Here is a 14,626-nt window from a genome sequence, read left to right on the forward strand (position 1 = left end):
CCGGAACCGGTTACAACATATCGTCGGTCGTTTCCGCCGTTCGAAGTTCTCCTAACGTCGTGTACCGGAGCGCCTGCGGATAGCGTGTCTCGTAGGGAACAGGATCCTCGAGTTCGTACAGCGACCCCGGCTTGAACATAATGACCTTCTTATCGTCCGCGATTGCGCCTCGATCCTTGTACTCCAGTGGCTCACGCATCAGATCCGCCTGATCGGGAGAGATCACTCGCTCGACTTCGGCGATGTACTTCACCTGCCGAACATCACCCGTGACGTACATCGCGACGTGGTCGAACGCGCGTCCGACCCGAACGAACCCCCACGCCTCGTTCTCCTTCAAAAACGGGAGTCCGGACTCCCGAGTCGGAAAGACGGCAACCGTAGCGTCCGACTCACCCTCGATATCGCGTCGGCGGATCGTTCCGGAAATGTGGTTTTCAATCGGTTCGAGATGTTCGATGTTATCGGGGCCGTCGGCAGAGCCTGTCTCGTCATCGTCCACGATATTGTCGGCCTTCGGTGGTGGGTTATCATCAAGCTCAGAGCCTCCCGATTCTCCGACGAACTGGCGCTGTTCACGTAATACGGAGACGAGACCTTGTACGAACTCCCGAGATTGCGCCTCGAGATCAATCGGAAGATCTCCAGCCTCGTCTCGAACCGCATTCGCGACAGAATTGGTGACTGACGACTCGTGTTCGTTTAAATATCGTATCGATCGGTTGGTCTCCGCAACCTGTTCGGCGATTTCTGCTGATTTGCCTGAGCGGATCGACTCCTTGGTGAGGAGTTCGAGAACGCCGGGGCGCTCGCTGAGATCATCGAGATCGAACTGCACGACCGACATCTCTTCGCCGCCGTTACGGCGCCGGTCCTTCGTCAGCACCTCGAACGATTTTCCGTTGGTCAGAATCCCCCAATCGACGTCCAATTCCTGTCGCATGTAGCTTCGCAGTTGACGGACCTCGTCGCCGGAGAGCGTCGATCGAACCGGCTTCGCCTCAACGAAAACGACCGGAGAATCGCCGACGAGGAGCGCGTAATCGACGTGTGTGCTCCCCGATGCCATCGGGATAGTGTACTCCAGCGCGACTTCCGTCGAGTAGAGGTCCCATCCGAGGAGTTCGAGGAACGGCTGAATCAATTTCACCTTCGTGTTCTCCTCGTCCATCTGCGGCGATGCCTCGATGAGCCCCCGACACCGGTCGACGTACTCATCGATCTCGTCCCGGTCCATTATCGTGTGGTCCACTGCGAGGGTTTTTAAAATACCGCTGACTCGTATCGGCCGACACCGACACCACTTAGTCGAACGACCCCGACCGTCCGGACGTGGTGGGATGGCAGAGTGGCCTATTGCGCCGGTCTTGAAAACCGGTAGCCTCACGGCTTCCTGGGTTCAAATCCCAGTCCCACCGTAAGCGCGCAGCGCACTCCGCGCTGCGCGCGTCTCGTGCAGGGATTTGAATCAGGGAGCGAGAGGTGAGCGAGCCGCCCCGCGGCGACCGAAAGGGAGCGACCGTGGTTCGAATCCCAGTCCCACCGTAGAGCGTCCGGCGCACCTTCGCGCCGGACGCGTTTCGTGCGGGATTCGGAGCCCGCGAGTCGCAGCGCCCGAGCGGTGCGAGGTGTGAGCACCGCGAGCACCTCGAAAGCGAGCGGCGAAGCCGCGAGCAGCGAGGGCGACCGTCTCGCGTCGGTTCGAATCCCAGTCCCACCGTGAGCGCGCGGCGCAGTTCGCGCCGCATCCCCCGCCCCGTCTTCCGATTCGTGTCCGCATATCCGGAGAAACTTTTTTCGGTTACGTTTGATCGACGGACGACGGCGGCCTTCAGTGACACCCGTGATCGTCGTTTTCGGGCTGAACCGCAAGCCCATCGCCCCCGTTCCGGATCACCCGATAACACTCGCGTCAGGTGGCGTGTGGTATCACGTGCCGCATTATCTTTAACAGGTTTCCGGCACATGTTCGGAGTAGGTGATACAACGATGAGCTACGAACTCGATCCGCTTCCGTACGATTACGACGCGCTGGAACCGCACATCTCCGAGCAGGTGCTCGAATGGCATCACGACACCCACCATCAGGGGTACGTGAACGGCTGGAACTCGGCCGAAGAGACGCTCGAGGAGAACCGCGAGGAGCACGACTTCTCCTCGTCGGCCGGTGCGATCCGAAACGTGACCCACAACTCCTCGGGGCACATCCTCCACGACCTGTTCTGGCAGAACATGTCCCCCGAGGGCGGCGACGAGCCCTCCGGTGACCTGGCAGACCGGATCGAGGAGGACTTCGGCTCCTACGAGGCCTGGAAGGGCGAGTTCGAGGCGGCCGCCGGCAACGCGTCCGGCTGGGCGCTGCTCGTCTACGACACGTTCTCGAACCAGCTCCGCAACGTCGTGGTCGACAAGCACGACCAGGGAGCGATCTGGGGCGGTCACCCGATCCTCGCGCTGGACGTCTGGGAGCACTCCTACTACCACGACTACGGCCCGGCCCGCGGCGAGTTCGTCGACAACTTCTTCGAGGTCGTCGACTGGGACGAGCCCTCGGCCCGCTACGAGCAGGCCGTCGAGCTCTTCGAGTAACGCTCCACGCCGGACGCGCTCCGCGCGTCGAATCCCGACGTTTTTTCGACCCGCTCCGCGCCGAGAGCCGCGAGGCCGTGCCTCTCGTGATCCGCGAGCGCCGACGGTCGGCTACCGTATCGGCAGCGTTTACGGAGCCGACGCCGTATCGCCGCCCATGCCCGAGCCGAAGTCGACGTTCGACGCGACCTACCCGTGTGAGTTCTACGAGCCCGCCGAGCTGTTCGAGCCGGACCTGATGTACACCGTCCCGGAGATCGCCCGGCTCCTGCAGGGGTTAGAGCCGGACGCGCAGGTCGACGCCGACACCGAGGCGGTCCTCATCGACTGGGCGATCCCGTGGGTGATGACCCACGCCGAGGACATCGTCATCGCGGAGCCGCTGGAGGAGGACGGCCCCGGCTACTACGGGGTCGCCGAGCACGCGGTCGACGGTGACGATACGGACGACGACGCCGAGGAGAGCGCCGAGGGCGACGCGGCCGCCGCCGACGAACCCGACGCGTGACCGGGGACCGAACCGACGACGCGCCGGTCCTGCTCGTCGCGGGCGGCGCCCGCGTCGACGCCGGCAAGACGACGTTTTCGACGGGGCTGGTGGCGAGCCTCGCCGACCGGGTCGGCGACGCGGTCGGCGTCAAGCCCCGCGCCGGCAACGACCACTGGTTCGACCACGACGACTACCGGATCGCGACCGACGGCGGTCGCCTCTACGGGAAGGACGCGCGACGGCTCGCGGCCGCGAGCACGCGGCCGCTCGCGACGGCCGGCGGCGGGGACCGGCCGCGGCCCGATGCGGTTACGCCCGAGTCGATCAACCCCGTCCACCGCCTCTGGCGGCCGACGCCCGGTCGGACCGGGATGCTCGGCGACGCGGACCGCACGTTCCTCTGCGACCGCGTCACGACCGCGGACGGCGCCCGGTTCGTCGTCAACGGCGCGGCCGAGGAGGCGGGGCTCCTGCCCGACGACCTCGCCGACCGGCTCCCGCTCGCGGACGCGACCCGCGTGGACGACGTGGCGGCCTTCAACGACGTGATGGCCGCCGACTACCTCCCGGCGTTCGACCGGCTCGCGGAGCGGGTCGCCGCGACGCCGGTCCCGACAGTCGTCGAGTCGTACGCGGACGTCGCCGGCCCGCTCCCGCGCGACGGGCCGGTGGCTCCCGACGCGGTCGCCGTCGTCGACCCGGGTCGAGCCCGGATCTACGCGGGCGACCGGTACGCGAAGGCCCGCGCGGTCGCCTCGGGAAGTCCCCGCGAGGGGACGATGGAGGAACACACGGGGACGGTGACCGACATGATAGAACCGGTGGCGACGGTCGGACTCCCCGCGCTCGGCGGCGAGGAACGGGGGAACCCGGATCGGGTCGCGGAACGCTACGGGGCGGCGTACGAGGCGCTGTTCGAGGCGGTCTGACCGCGGAGGCGTACTGACCGGCTCCGGACGTTATTTAAAAAGGGACGGCGCGCTCAGGCGTTGCGCTTCGTGTAGTGGTCGATCGCGGACTCGATGGAGGAGAGGTCGGCGTTCACCCGCGAGTCGGCGACGCGCATGAAGCCGGGCGTGTAGGCGGCGGAGTAGTCGAAGATGGCGTTGACCGCGCGCTTCGGCGCGGAGACCGCCGCGAAGTCGGTGACCGTGTACACGCGGGTCGTCGGGAACGCGGTCCAGAACGTGCTGGAGGCCCAGCGGTCCTCGTCTTCGAAGGTCGTCCCGACGCGCCCGGTTGCGACGTACTCCCCGTCGTGGTAGAACAGCAGGAGGTCGCCCTCCTCCATCCGCTCGAAGGTGGAGCCGTTGCCGCTCTCGTCGTCGACGGCCCACAGGCGGGCCTCGTCGAGGTCGGCGAGCTGATCCGGCCGGTCGTCGTACTCGGTGAGGTCGACCGCGGACCGGACCGTTCGATCGAAGTTCTCCGGGTCGATCGGGACCAGGAAGACGTTCGCGCTCATTACCCTGACTTTCGCTGGGAGGGTTTTAAACCCGTCCGTTGCCGCCTCGGCTCCGTTGCCGCCTCGGCTCCGTGGCGGACGGATGACGGACGGGCGAGCGCGTCGGGAAGCCGGACGCGTCAGTCGTCCCCGTACTCGTCGTAGATCCGGTCCATGCGCGCGGCCATCACGAAGTCGGACTCGTGGAGCCCGTCGATGTCGTGGCTCCACATCTCGACGCCGACCTCGCCCCACGACAGGTGCAGGTCCGGGTGGTGCCACTCCTCCTCGGCGAGCTCGCCGACGTCGTTGGTGAACGCCAGCGCTGTCGCGAAGTCGTCGAACTCGTAGGACGCCTCCAGGTGGTGGTCGTCGACGACCTCCCACGCGTCCCCGAGCTCGGCGAGGTACTCGGCGTACTCGTCGTCGGTCAGCGGCTCGGCCCCCTCTTCCGCGTGTTCGACCGGCTCATCCGCGAGTGACGGTGTCATGTGGCACCGTTGGGGGACGAGCGGTTTGTACCTTCGGTGCCGGATCGAGTGTCTGAGGAGAGCGTGGGTTTCGGGCGCGTGACCGCTTCCAAAGGTTCAGTTGTTCATTTATAAATGATCGACCACGGATCACCGGTGAACACCTCCAAAGGCTCAGTCGCGAAGCTGGACGTGATCGATGACTCCGTGGTGAACACCGCCAAAGCCCCAGCCGCGAGGCCGCAGTACGCTCGTTGCGCTCCTCGCTCGCGCTGCTCGCTGCGGTGCTTACGTCGCCTACTGCGGCCTCGCGGCTGCCCCTTTGAGTCCCACCCGCCCCAACAGCACCGCACCTCACGCCTCCCCAGCCTCGTCGGACCGGCGCGGCCGCGCCGGTCCGACTCCCTCGCGGGCTCTCGCCGGCGGCTCCGCCGCCGGCTGTCAGAGGGACCTTCGGTCCCTCCCTCCTCGCGGTCGCCCGCGGCGACCGCTCGGAGGCGCGCCGCCGCGGTCCATTTATAAATAGTCGACGCGCCGATCCGAGTTTGGCCGCCACTCAGCCCAGTCGGTCGCTCACCGTGCGTCGGAGGCGCTCGATGAAACCGGACTCCTCGCTGGCTCCGGGCTCGGAGAGCTCCCAGTCGGCCCGCTCCGCCGCCTCGCGGATCGACCGGTACTCGAAGCCGACGTGGGTCGCGACGCGGCGGTCGGACGGGGAGGTGCCGACGAACACGTGTCGCGGGGTGGTGGCCTCGTCGTGGATGTCGCCGAGCGTCCCCCACTTGTCCCAGTTGCGGAGGGCGTAGTCGTTCTCGACGCCGCGGTCGCGGACGAACCGCTCGACCGCGTCGGCGTCGTTGGCGACGATCCCCACGTATCGGCTCCACCGGCGGGCCTCGGCGAACGCCGCCGCGGGGTCGGCGAGCCGCCGCGCGGCGCCGAGCGAGAGGACGAGCGTCAGCTCGCCGCTCCGGGTCGCGGGGTCGTCGTCGACGTCGAGGCTCATGGGCCTTCGGCCGGGAGTTCGCCCCCGACCGATAAAACCGTGTGGGGACGCTTATGAGGGCCGCGGGCGTCGCGGGCGGTGACATGGAGTTCGAGGCCACCTTCGGCACGGACGCGCCGGTCATCGGCATGGTACACCTGCCCCCCCTCCCGGGCGCGCCGAAGGCGCCGGCGGACGGCGCCCGCGCGATGCGGGACGCGCTCGACCGCGCCGCGACCGACACCCGCGCGCTCGACCGCGGCGGCGTCGACGGGATCATGATCGAGAACTTCGGCGACGCCCCCTTCTACCCCGACGACGCGCCGAAACACGTCGTCGCGGCAGTCACGCGCGCCGCGACCGCGGTCGCCGCGGAGACCGACCTCCCGATCGGGGTCAACGTCCTCCGGAACGACGCCGAGGCGGCGCTCTCCGTCGCGGCCGCGGTCGACGCCGACTACATTCGCGTGAACGTCCACACCGGCGCCCGCGTCACGGACCAGGGGGTCGTCCAGGGGAAGGCCCACGAGACGCTCCGGCTCCGGGAGGCGCTCGGGGTCGACGTCGGGGTCTTCGCCGACACCGACGTGAAACACTCCGCGCCGCTCTCGTCGACGGGGCACTCCGCGGAGTCGTTCGCCGACACCGCCGAGCGGGGGCTCGCCGACGCCGTGATCGCCTCAGGTCGGGGGACCGGCGAGGCGACCGACCCGGAGGCGCTGGCGGCGGTCGTCGACGAGCGCGACGCGCACGGGCTCGACACGCCGGTCCTCGTCGGGAGCGGAGTCAGCGCCGAGACGGTCGGAGACACCCTCGCCGTCGCCGACGGCGTCATCGTCGGCACGGCGCTCAAGGAGGGCGGCGAGACCACCGCCCCGGTCGACCCCGACCGGGTCGCCGAACTCGTCGAACGGGCGGACGAGGCGCGGTGAGTCAGGCGCCGGTTCGGGTCACTCCCGCGCCGCGATGAACCGCTCGACCTCCTCGCGGGTCGGGAGCCCGCCCTGCGCGAACCGCTCCGTGCAGTTGATCGCGGCGACCGCGGCCGCGAATCGGACGCCGTCGGCGAGGGGCCCGTTGCCAGCGGTCGCGGCGTTGCCCTCGCCCTCCCCCGCGACCCACCGGTCGATCAGGCCGGCGACGAACGCGTCGCCCGCGCCCGTCGCGTCGACCACGTCGACGTCGAAGGCGTCGAACCGCCGGACGTCGCCGTCGGCGACGACCGTCATCCCGTCGGCGCCGTGCGTGAGGACGGCGCGGGGCCAGTCGTCGGCCGGGTCGCCGGCACCTCGGACCCCGTCAGCCGCGTCGACCCGTGCCCGCTGTGCGGCCGCGATCCGCTCGACCGCGGCCGCCTCGCCGCCGAAGTAGGCCGCCGCGGCGACGTCGCCGGCGACGAACAGGTCCGCGCGGTGGAGGAGCCGGCGGACCGTGTCCGGCTCGGTACCGCGGCCGACGAGCTCCTCGACCGGCCCGGAGAGGTCGAAGACGAGCGCCGGCGGGTCGGGCGTCCCCTCGACGACGTCGAGAACGTCCCGCGAGACCGCGTCGGGAGTGTAGCCGGTGAGGAAGACGACGGCGGCCGCCGCGATCGCCTCCCTGTCGGCGGGGTCGAGCCGGAGCTCGCGGAAGCTGTCGCCGGTCGTGACGATCGCGCGCTCGCCGTCCGGCGCGCTGAGGATGAGAGAGCGGGTCGACGGGTCGTCGCCGACCCGCACGCGCGAGGCGTCCACGCCGGTGGCCGCGAGGTACTCGCGGGCGCGGCGGCCGTACTCGTCGTCGCCGACGCGGCTGACGAGGCCAACGTCGCGGTCGAGTCCGTCGAGCGCGACGGCGACGTTCGCGCCCACGCCGCCGAACGCGGACGTCACCTCGCTCGCGAACGCGCCGCCGTCCGGTTCCGGGAGGTTGCTGACGGCGTACCACTCGTCTATCGCCGCGGCGCCGACCGCGACGATGGAGGGGGCGTCGCTCATGGTGCCGGCCGGGTTCGACGGAGTCGCACGCTACTCCTCCCCTGCCGATCCGTCCCCGTAGAACGACTCGTGGAGCGCCATCGCGGCCTCGGTCGCGATCGGCCCCTCGACGGTCGTCTCGCCGCCGGCGCGGCGGATCACCTCCTCGCAGGGGACGGTGACGACGTCGCCGGTGAGCTCGTCCAGCGTCTCGCCCGCGACGCCGAAGACGACCCGGTCGAGCCCCGCGTAGTGGACCCCCGTCGCGCACATCGGGCAGGGCTCCGTGCTGGCGTACATGGTGCAGCGCGCGCGCTCGTCGGCGTCGAGCTCGCGGGCGGCTCGCCGGGCGAGCGTCAGCTCCGGATGCGCCGCGATGTCGCCCTCGGTCCGGGTCTCGTTGCGCGCCTCGGCGACGACCTCCCCGTCGACGACGAGCAGCGCCCCGAAGGGGGTGTTCCCCCGCTCCACCGCCTCGCGCGCGAGCTCGATCGTCCGGTCGACGAACTCGCGGTCGCGGTCGGTCACGCCTGCGGCGTCGCTCTCGGCGTCCCCGTCGCTCTCGTTCGACTCGGTCATACGGGCGTGTTCGGCCGGGGGCACCTAACGTTTCGCGAGGCGGACGGCGGGTCGGTCAGGGGGCGTCGCGCTCGTCGCCGGCGGCGTCCCCGGCCGTCTCGTCGGCGTCCCCGGCCGCCTCGTCGGCGCCCTTCTCGACCGGCGAGCCCCCCTGAGACCGCCGCACGTCGCGGAGCGCGTCGACGGCGTCGTCGGTCGCCGCGCTCCGGGTCTCGGTCGCGGCGCTCGGGTCGAGTCCGGTCGGTTCGTCCGGGTCGTCGTCGGAATCGGCGGCGCTCTCCGCGGCGTCCTCGCCGGCGGGATCGGCGTCCGCGGGTCGGTCGTCGCCCTCGCCGCCGATCCACGCGCGCAGTCGCGATAGCAGTCCCATGGATTCGCGTCAGTAGTTCTTGAAGAGGAGCGCGCGCACGTCGTCTTTGGTGCGCGCCGTCTCGACGTCGCCGTCGGGCAGTTCGACCTCGTACCGCGCGTCGCCGTCCGCCTCGCGCCACTTGTCGTCGTGGGTGTCGAGGAGGCTCATCATCGCGTTGACCCGGCTGGCGCCGGCGTCGGCGGCGTCAGCGTCGGCCTCGTCAGCGGTGTCGGCGTCCGCCTCGTTATCGTCGCCGTCGGCCCCAGCATCGGCGGCGCCGGTGGCGGTATCGGCGCCGCCGAGGTCGACGTCGACCCACGAGAACGGGTCCGCCGAAAGCGACTCGGCCGCGTCGAGGACCGCGTCGACCAGCTCCGCCTTCGTCATGTCGCTGCGGCCGGTCACGTCGAACGCGGCCGCCATCTCGTACAGGTCCATCTCGTCGGCGTCGTCCGGGTCGCCGTGCCGCCGCGGGCGCGATTCGAGGCGGGAGCGGGCGCGGTCGCGGTCGAACGCCGCGTCGCCGTCGGGGTCGTCGGGCGCCGACTCCCCCGCCTCGGTCTCGTCGTCGCCGAGCGCGGCCGGGTCCGCGGTGCGCTCGGGGTCGTCGACGGCGTCGGCCAGGTCGAGGAGGTACGCGAGCGCGTCCCCCGTGTCGACCGAGGCGTACGGCCCGGCGTGGGCCGCGGTCAGTTCCTCGCGGAGCGCCTCGATCCGGTCGCGGTCGTCGTCGGTGATCTCGATGGTCGGCATGGTCAGTCGTGTTGCTCCTGGAAGCGCGCGAACGCCTCCTCCCAGCTCTCGACGAGCCGCGGCTCGCCCGAGTGGTCGGCCTCGACGCCGGCGTAGCCGCAGTCGTCGCAGGCGACCGCCGTCGCCCCGCCGAGCGCGAACGTGGACAGGGTCGATCCGCAGCGCGGGCAGTCGAGTGACACGGGCTATCGGCTGAAGGGTGGACGCCGACCCTCAAAAACGCAGGGGGTGCCGCCGTCGGCGTCGCGACGCCCGCGGGGTAACAATCATTAGAGTCGGCGGATACCGTCCCGTATGAGCGAGTCGAACGCGGAGAACCGCCTGCTGGAGTACTACCGGCGCTACGTCGGCGACCCGGACCGGACGATCGACGTGTACGCCGGGTTCGGGCTCTTCTTCGCGGGGATCGGGCTCGGACTGGTCGGCGTCGCAATCTTCTTTTACAGCGCCACGCTCCCGTCCGAGGCGCTGTCGACGTACGCGGTCCGAGAGGTCGCCGGCGTCGCCGCCGCGGTCGGGCTGCCGGCCCTCCTCCTCGGCGTCGTCGTGCTGCTCCCCGTCGACCGACGGATGGTGTACCTCGCCGGCGTCGGCACCACGATCACCCTCGTCGCCGTCGGGCTGTTCACCTGGGCGTACCCGTACTACTGGAACGTTCCCGACACCGACTACAGCGCGCAGGTGGTCGCGGTGTACACCCTCGGGCTCGTCGCCGTCATCGCCGCGACCGGCAGCGCGCTGGTCGCTCACCGCGTCGAGCGCGCGACGGGCGTCGCCGCGGGCGGCGCGGCCGGAGCCGGATCCGCCGCGGGGGGCGCCGGAGGCGAGGGTTCGGCCGGCGGCGCGGATGGCGCGGGCGCCGACGGCGAGTCGGTCACCGACGCCGAGGTCCGGGCGGACATCGAGCGCGAGCTGGAGGACGCGGAGCTGACGTGGGGCGGGGTCGAGCGGAGCGAGACGCGCCGGCTGGAGCTCGACACGAGCGCAGTCGACGACGTCGACGTCGACCGCGAGAAGCTCGCCGGCTCCGCCACCGAGACCCGGACGACCTCCGGGACGGTCAACGACGCGGTCTCGGAGCTGAAGGGGCTCCAGGGCGGCGAGACGAAGACCGCGAGCGGCTCGGGGACCGACGACCAGGCCGCGAAGCTCCGCGAGCTCAGAGAGCAGCAGCGGAAGGAGGCCGAGGCGGACGACGAGGAGGGGTCGGTTGTGGATCGGATCAAGGGGCTGTTCGGCTGATCGGGATACGATTTCGGGCTCACGACCGACGTAGAGGAGGGCGACTGCCGTCAATACCTCCGCTGCTCGTGCGTGGTCGATGGTGACCCGGGTGCTTCCACCGAATGTCTTCTCTCTTGTTTATACAGACTGCAAGGTGAATACACCCGCCTTTAGACGGGTAATGAAACCGACATACTGTTGGATTTCCACCGATAGTCACACGGCCTGAGTTTCCAATACACACTTTCAAATATCAAGAATCGCGATATAATGAGAAGGTCAGGTCGGAACGGAGCGGATTCCGAACGACCTTCGGAGGTCGTTCGAGAGAGCTTCGCTCTCTCGGACGACAGTATCCGAAACGCCGGCGTGGTGAACACGAATCCTCGAAGGGTTCGTCCCGTGCCTGTCGGCCTGAGCAAGCCCAAAGGTAACTCCGAATCCGCTGACGCACCAGCGACCCCTTACTGGCAAAAACAACAGGTGGGGCCAACGGTGCCGAGAATAGGAGTAACGGCCACTTGGCATGGCCAGACAGCCACCGGCCACGACGACTGGGTTAAACGAGTTCCCGTAAAGTGGCGGCGTCCATGGTTGCAAACCTGAAACTCCCACCGCTCGGGATTCCTCCGCCTTCACGCGGAGGAGGATGTCAAAAATCGATGCTGTCGCGGTGGCTGCCTCTAACTCCTCGGTTCCTGGTTTATAAATAGCAGACAGTAGACGGTCTGTGAAGGCCTCCAAAGCCCCAGCCGCTCGGCTGTACATCGTCGCTGTCGCTGATGCGGTGACCACCGCCAAAGCCCCAGCCGCGAGGACTCGAGGGGCTCGCTGCGGTCCTCGTCGCTCACTCCGTTCGCTCCTGCGGTCCTTGCATCGCCCGTCTTCGTCCTCGCGGCTGCCCCTTTGAGTCCCGCCCCAACAGCACCGCGCCTCACGCCTCCCCAGCCTCGTCAGTCGACCTCCGCTTCGCTCCGGCCGACTGACTCCCTCGCGGACTCCTCGCGGCCGCCGAGGGCGGCCGCTCGGAGGCGCGCCACCGCACTCGATTTATAAGTATCGTCAGACGCCTCTCGCGCATTTAAGTATCTCCCGTTGTCTACTCTGGGTGTGTCCAGCGTCACCGTCAGCATCGACACCCACGTCCACTCGGACGAGAGCTACGACGGCCACGAGCCGGTGGAGCTCATCTTAGAGCACGCCGCGGAGATCGGTCTCGACGCGGTCGTGATCACCGACCACGACGTGATCGGCGAGTCGAAGCGGGCGGCCGAACTGGCCCCGGAGTACGGCCTGATCGGAATCCCCGGCGTCGAGGTGTCGACCGCGCACGGCCACCTGCTCGCGGTCGGCGTCGAGCGGATGCCGCCGCGCCGGCAGCCGTACGACGAGACGATCGAGTGGATCCACGACCGCGGTGGGGTCGCGATCGTGCCGCACCCGTTCCAGCGCTCGCGCCACGGCGTCCGCCAGCGGAACATCCCGGTTCCGAAGCCGGACGAGGACGCGATTCCCGTCAGTGACGGGTCGCGGGAGTCGTCGCCCGCCGACGGGGACGCGGCAGCGGCGAGAGGTGAGCCCACCGAGCTCCACGAAGTCGACGCCGTCGAGGTGTTCAACGCGTGGCTGTTCACCGGGTACCGCAACCGCCGCGCGCGGCGCTTCGCGGCGAAGTACGACTACCCAGGCGTGGCCGCCAGCGACGCGCACCACCTGGAGTACGTGGGGCGAGCCTTCACCGAGGTCGAGGTCGAGGGGCGCGAGTCGATCGCCGACGTCACCGGCGACGACATCCTCGACGCGATCCGGAAGGGGACGACCACGGTCGACGGTCGCCGCGCGCCGATCCGGATGGCCGCGAAACACTACGTCGGCGCCGCGGGGCGCAAGTCCGGGTACTACGCCCGGACCGGCGCGGTCCGGAGCGCGACCGCGGCGCGGCGCGGGGTCGCCGAGACGCTCTCGGCCGCCCGCGTCGCCGCGATCCAGGGGACGCACCGCGCGGCGCGGATCCTCTCGTGGGTCACCTGAGGCGGTCGCGAACCCGCGCGGTGGGGGTCCGCTCGCGGTGCGACGGGGAGCGCTCCGACCGCCCGGAGAGCGGGGTTTTTGCCCGCGGGCCCGAAACGAACGCCCATGAGCCACGACAGACGCGAGGCCGGCTTCAAGCGGCGGACCCGCGTCGCGGACGCGCTGGCGACGCTGCTCGGCGCCGCCGAGCCCCACGGCCGGACCGAGTCGGTGCCGCTCGCCGACGCCGACGGCCGAGCGGTCGCCGAGGCGATCGACGCGCCAGCGCCGGTCCCGAACTACGACCGAGCGGCGATGGACGGGTACGCGGTCCGCGCCGAGGACACCTTCGGCGCGTCCGACCGGTCGCCGGCGGTGCTCCGTGCCGCCGGCACCGAGGCCGAGTCGATCGCGCCGGACGAGGCCGCGCGGGTCCACACGGGCAGCGCGGTCCCGGAGGGCGCCGACGCGGTCGTGATGATCGAGCAGGTCGAGGAGATCGGCGACGAGGTGGAGGCGTTCGACGCGGTCGCGACCGGCGAGAACGTCGGCGAGGCCGGCGAGGACGTCGCTGACGGGCAGCGACTCTTCGACGCGGGCCACGTCCTCCGCCCCTCCGACCTCGGCCTCCTGAAGTCGGTCGGGCTCGACGCGGTCCCCGTGTACGAGCCGCCGACCGTCGCCGTGATCCCGACCGGCGAGGAGCTGGTCCAGTCCGACCCGGACCCCGGCGAGGTGATCGAGACGAACGGCCTGACCGTCTCGCAGCTGGTCGAACGCTGGGGCGGCGAGGCGCGCTACCGCGACGTCGTCACCGACGACGAGGACGCGCTCGCGGCCGCGGTCGAGGCCGACCTCGACGCCGACGTGGTCGTCACTACCGGCGGGTCGTCGGTCGGCGAGCGCGACCTGATCCCCGAGGTCGTCGACGGGCTCGGCGAGGTGCTGGTCCACGGCGTCGCGCTGAAGCCGGGGCACCCGGTCTGTCTCGGCGTCGCCGACGACACCCCGGTCGTCTCGCTGCCCGGCTACCCGGTGGCCTGCATCGTCAACGCCGCGCAGTTCCTCCGACCCGTCCAGAAGCGCGTGGGCGGGACGACCGCGGACCCGTTCCCGACGCGGCGCGCGGTCCTCGACCGGAAGGTGCCGAGCGAGCCCGGGACGCGGACGTTCGCGCGGGTGGCGCTCTCGGAGGGAGGAGGCGGCGTCGAGGGTGAAGACGCCGACGAGAGAGCCGACGAGTCGGCCGACGGCGGCGGGGGCGAAACGAACCTCCCCGTCGCGACGCCGACCCGCGCGAGCGGCTCCGGCATCCTCTCGAGCGTCGCGCTCGCCGACGGCTGGGTCGTGGTGCCGGAGCCGCGGGAGGGGCTCGACGCGGGCGAGGTCGTCGACGTCGAGCTCTGGGAGGTGACGCCGTGAGCGACCGCAAGGAGTTCCGCGACCTGGCGACGCCCGAGGCCGCGCGCGCGGCGATCGAGTCACTCGACCTCTCGCCGGAGCCGGAGACGGTCCCGTTAGAGGACGCCCGCGGCCGCGTCCTCGCGGAGCGGATCGACGCCGCTATCGACGTGCCCGGCTTCGACCGGGCCTCGATGGACGGGTACGCGGTCCGGGCCCGCGACACCTTCGGCGCCGACGAGGCTGACCCCGCGGAGCTCGATCTCGTCGGGGCGGTCCACGCCGGCGCCGCGCCGACGGTGACCGTCGCGCCGGGCACCTGCGCCGAGATCTCCACGGGCGCCGTGATGCCCGAGGGCGCCGACGCCGTGGTG

The 14,626-nt window shown here is 70.2% G+C and carries 16 protein-coding genes, 1 tRNA gene and 1 pseudogene; 9 read left to right on the forward strand and 9 right to left on the reverse strand.

What is annotated here, in order from left to right; genetic code table 11:
* Positions 1-10 precede the first annotated feature (10 nt).
* Positions 11-1,237: a DUF8743 domain-containing protein gene (locus B4V06_RS14880; RefSeq protein WP_498170434.1), complete on the reverse strand. Its 1,227-nt coding sequence runs from the start codon at positions 1,235-1,237 to the stop codon at positions 11-13.
* A gap of 97 nt (positions 1,238-1,334) precedes the next feature.
* On the opposite strand from B4V06_RS14880, the gene B4V06_RS14885 reads away from it, so the two are divergent.
* The 4 genes from B4V06_RS14885 (at position 1,335) to B4V06_RS14900 (ending at position 4,008) form a co-directional block, all read left to right on the forward strand.
* Positions 1,335-1,418, forward strand: a tRNA-Ser gene (locus B4V06_RS14885).
* 571 nt (positions 1,419-1,989) lie between these two features.
* Positions 1,990-2,589: a superoxide dismutase [Mn] gene (gene sod, locus B4V06_RS14890; RefSeq protein ID WP_123112769.1), complete on the forward strand. Its 600-nt coding sequence runs from the start codon at positions 1,990-1,992 to the stop codon at positions 2,587-2,589.
* A 157-nt stretch (positions 2,590-2,746) separates the two neighbouring features.
* Positions 2,747-3,097: a DUF5827 family protein gene (locus B4V06_RS14895; RefSeq protein WP_498170436.1), complete on the forward strand. Its 351-nt coding sequence runs from the start codon at positions 2,747-2,749 to the stop codon at positions 3,095-3,097.
* Complete coding sequence (locus B4V06_RS14900; protein WP_498170438.1) at positions 3,094-4,008, forward strand: ATPase; 915 nt, start codon at positions 3,094-3,096, stop codon at positions 4,006-4,008. Before B4V06_RS14895 ends, B4V06_RS14900 begins: the two co-directional genes overlap by 4 nt.
* Positions 4,009-4,061: 53 nt before the next feature.
* On the opposite strand, the gene B4V06_RS14905 is transcribed toward B4V06_RS14900, so the two are convergent.
* From B4V06_RS14905 to B4V06_RS14915, 3 genes are all read right to left on the reverse strand, one after another.
* Positions 4,062-4,544, reverse strand: a complete 483-nt coding sequence (locus B4V06_RS14905; protein ID WP_123112772.1) for a hypothetical protein — start codon at positions 4,542-4,544, stop codon at positions 4,062-4,064.
* A gap of 119 nt (positions 4,545-4,663) precedes the next feature.
* The gene (locus B4V06_RS14910) at positions 4,664-5,014 is read right to left on the reverse strand and encodes a 4a-hydroxytetrahydrobiopterin dehydratase (protein WP_123112773.1); all 351 of its coding nucleotides are present in this window, start codon (positions 5,012-5,014) and stop codon (positions 4,664-4,666) included.
* A 535-nt stretch (positions 5,015-5,549) separates the two neighbouring features.
* Complete coding sequence (locus B4V06_RS14915) at positions 5,550-5,999, reverse strand: DUF7124 domain-containing protein (protein ID WP_123112774.1); 450 nt, start codon at positions 5,997-5,999, stop codon at positions 5,550-5,552.
* 83 nt (positions 6,000-6,082) lie between these two features.
* Here B4V06_RS14915 and B4V06_RS14920 point away from each other — a divergent pair, with 83 nt between their 5' ends.
* Complete coding sequence (locus B4V06_RS14920; protein WP_498170440.1) at positions 6,083-6,910, forward strand: BtpA/SgcQ family protein; 828 nt, start codon at positions 6,083-6,085, stop codon at positions 6,908-6,910.
* Positions 6,911-6,928: 18 nt separating this feature from the next.
* Here B4V06_RS14920 and B4V06_RS14925 read toward each other — a convergent pair whose 3' ends face one another.
* From B4V06_RS14925 to B4V06_RS14945, 5 genes are read right to left on the reverse strand one after another with little or no spacing between them, the layout of a single operon-like run.
* Positions 6,929-7,954 (reverse strand): carbohydrate kinase family protein, encoded by a 1,026-nt coding sequence (locus B4V06_RS14925; RefSeq protein WP_498170442.1) that lies wholly within the window; start codon positions 7,952-7,954, stop codon positions 6,929-6,931.
* Positions 7,955-7,984: 30 nt separating this feature from the next.
* A complete protein-coding gene (locus B4V06_RS14930; RefSeq protein WP_498170444.1) occupies positions 7,985-8,512 on the reverse strand; it encodes a nucleoside deaminase in 528 nt (175 codons plus the stop codon).
* 55 nt (positions 8,513-8,567) lie between these two features.
* A complete protein-coding gene (locus tag B4V06_RS14935) occupies positions 8,568-8,882 on the reverse strand; it encodes a hypothetical protein (RefSeq protein ID WP_498170446.1) in 315 nt (104 codons plus the stop codon).
* Between the two features lie 9 nt (positions 8,883-8,891).
* On the reverse strand, positions 8,892-9,617 hold the full coding sequence (locus B4V06_RS14940; protein ID WP_123112779.1) for a hypothetical protein: 726 nt from the start codon (positions 9,615-9,617) through the stop codon (positions 8,892-8,894).
* A 2-nt stretch (positions 9,618-9,619) separates the two neighbouring features.
* Entirely contained in the window at positions 9,620-9,799 is a 180-nt protein-coding gene (locus B4V06_RS14945) for a zf-TFIIB domain-containing protein (RefSeq protein WP_123112780.1), read from the reverse strand.
* Positions 9,800-9,911: 112 nt separating this feature from the next.
* Here B4V06_RS14945 and B4V06_RS14950 point away from each other — a divergent pair, with 112 nt between their 5' ends.
* The 4 genes and pseudogenes from B4V06_RS14950 to B4V06_RS14965 form a co-directional block, all read left to right on the forward strand.
* Positions 9,912-10,859: a cell division protein CdpA domain-containing protein gene (locus tag B4V06_RS14950; protein ID WP_498170448.1), complete on the forward strand. Its 948-nt coding sequence runs from the start codon at positions 9,912-9,914 to the stop codon at positions 10,857-10,859.
* 1,092 nt (positions 10,860-11,951) lie between these two features.
* Entirely contained in the window at positions 11,952-12,872 is a 921-nt protein-coding gene (locus tag B4V06_RS14955) for a CehA/McbA family metallohydrolase (protein WP_498170450.1), read from the forward strand.
* 105 nt (positions 12,873-12,977) lie between these two features.
* Positions 12,978-14,273, forward strand: coding sequence for a molybdopterin molybdotransferase MoeA (locus tag B4V06_RS14960; RefSeq protein WP_498170452.1), 1,296 nt, complete (start codon positions 12,978-12,980; stop codon positions 14,271-14,273).
* Positions 14,270-14,626, forward strand: a pseudogene (locus tag B4V06_RS14965) (molybdopterin biosynthesis protein); the annotation flags it as partial. The gene B4V06_RS14960 and the pseudogene B4V06_RS14965, both read left to right, overlap by 4 nt.

The sequence above is a fragment of the Halorubrum sp. B53 genome (assembly GCF_059752395.1).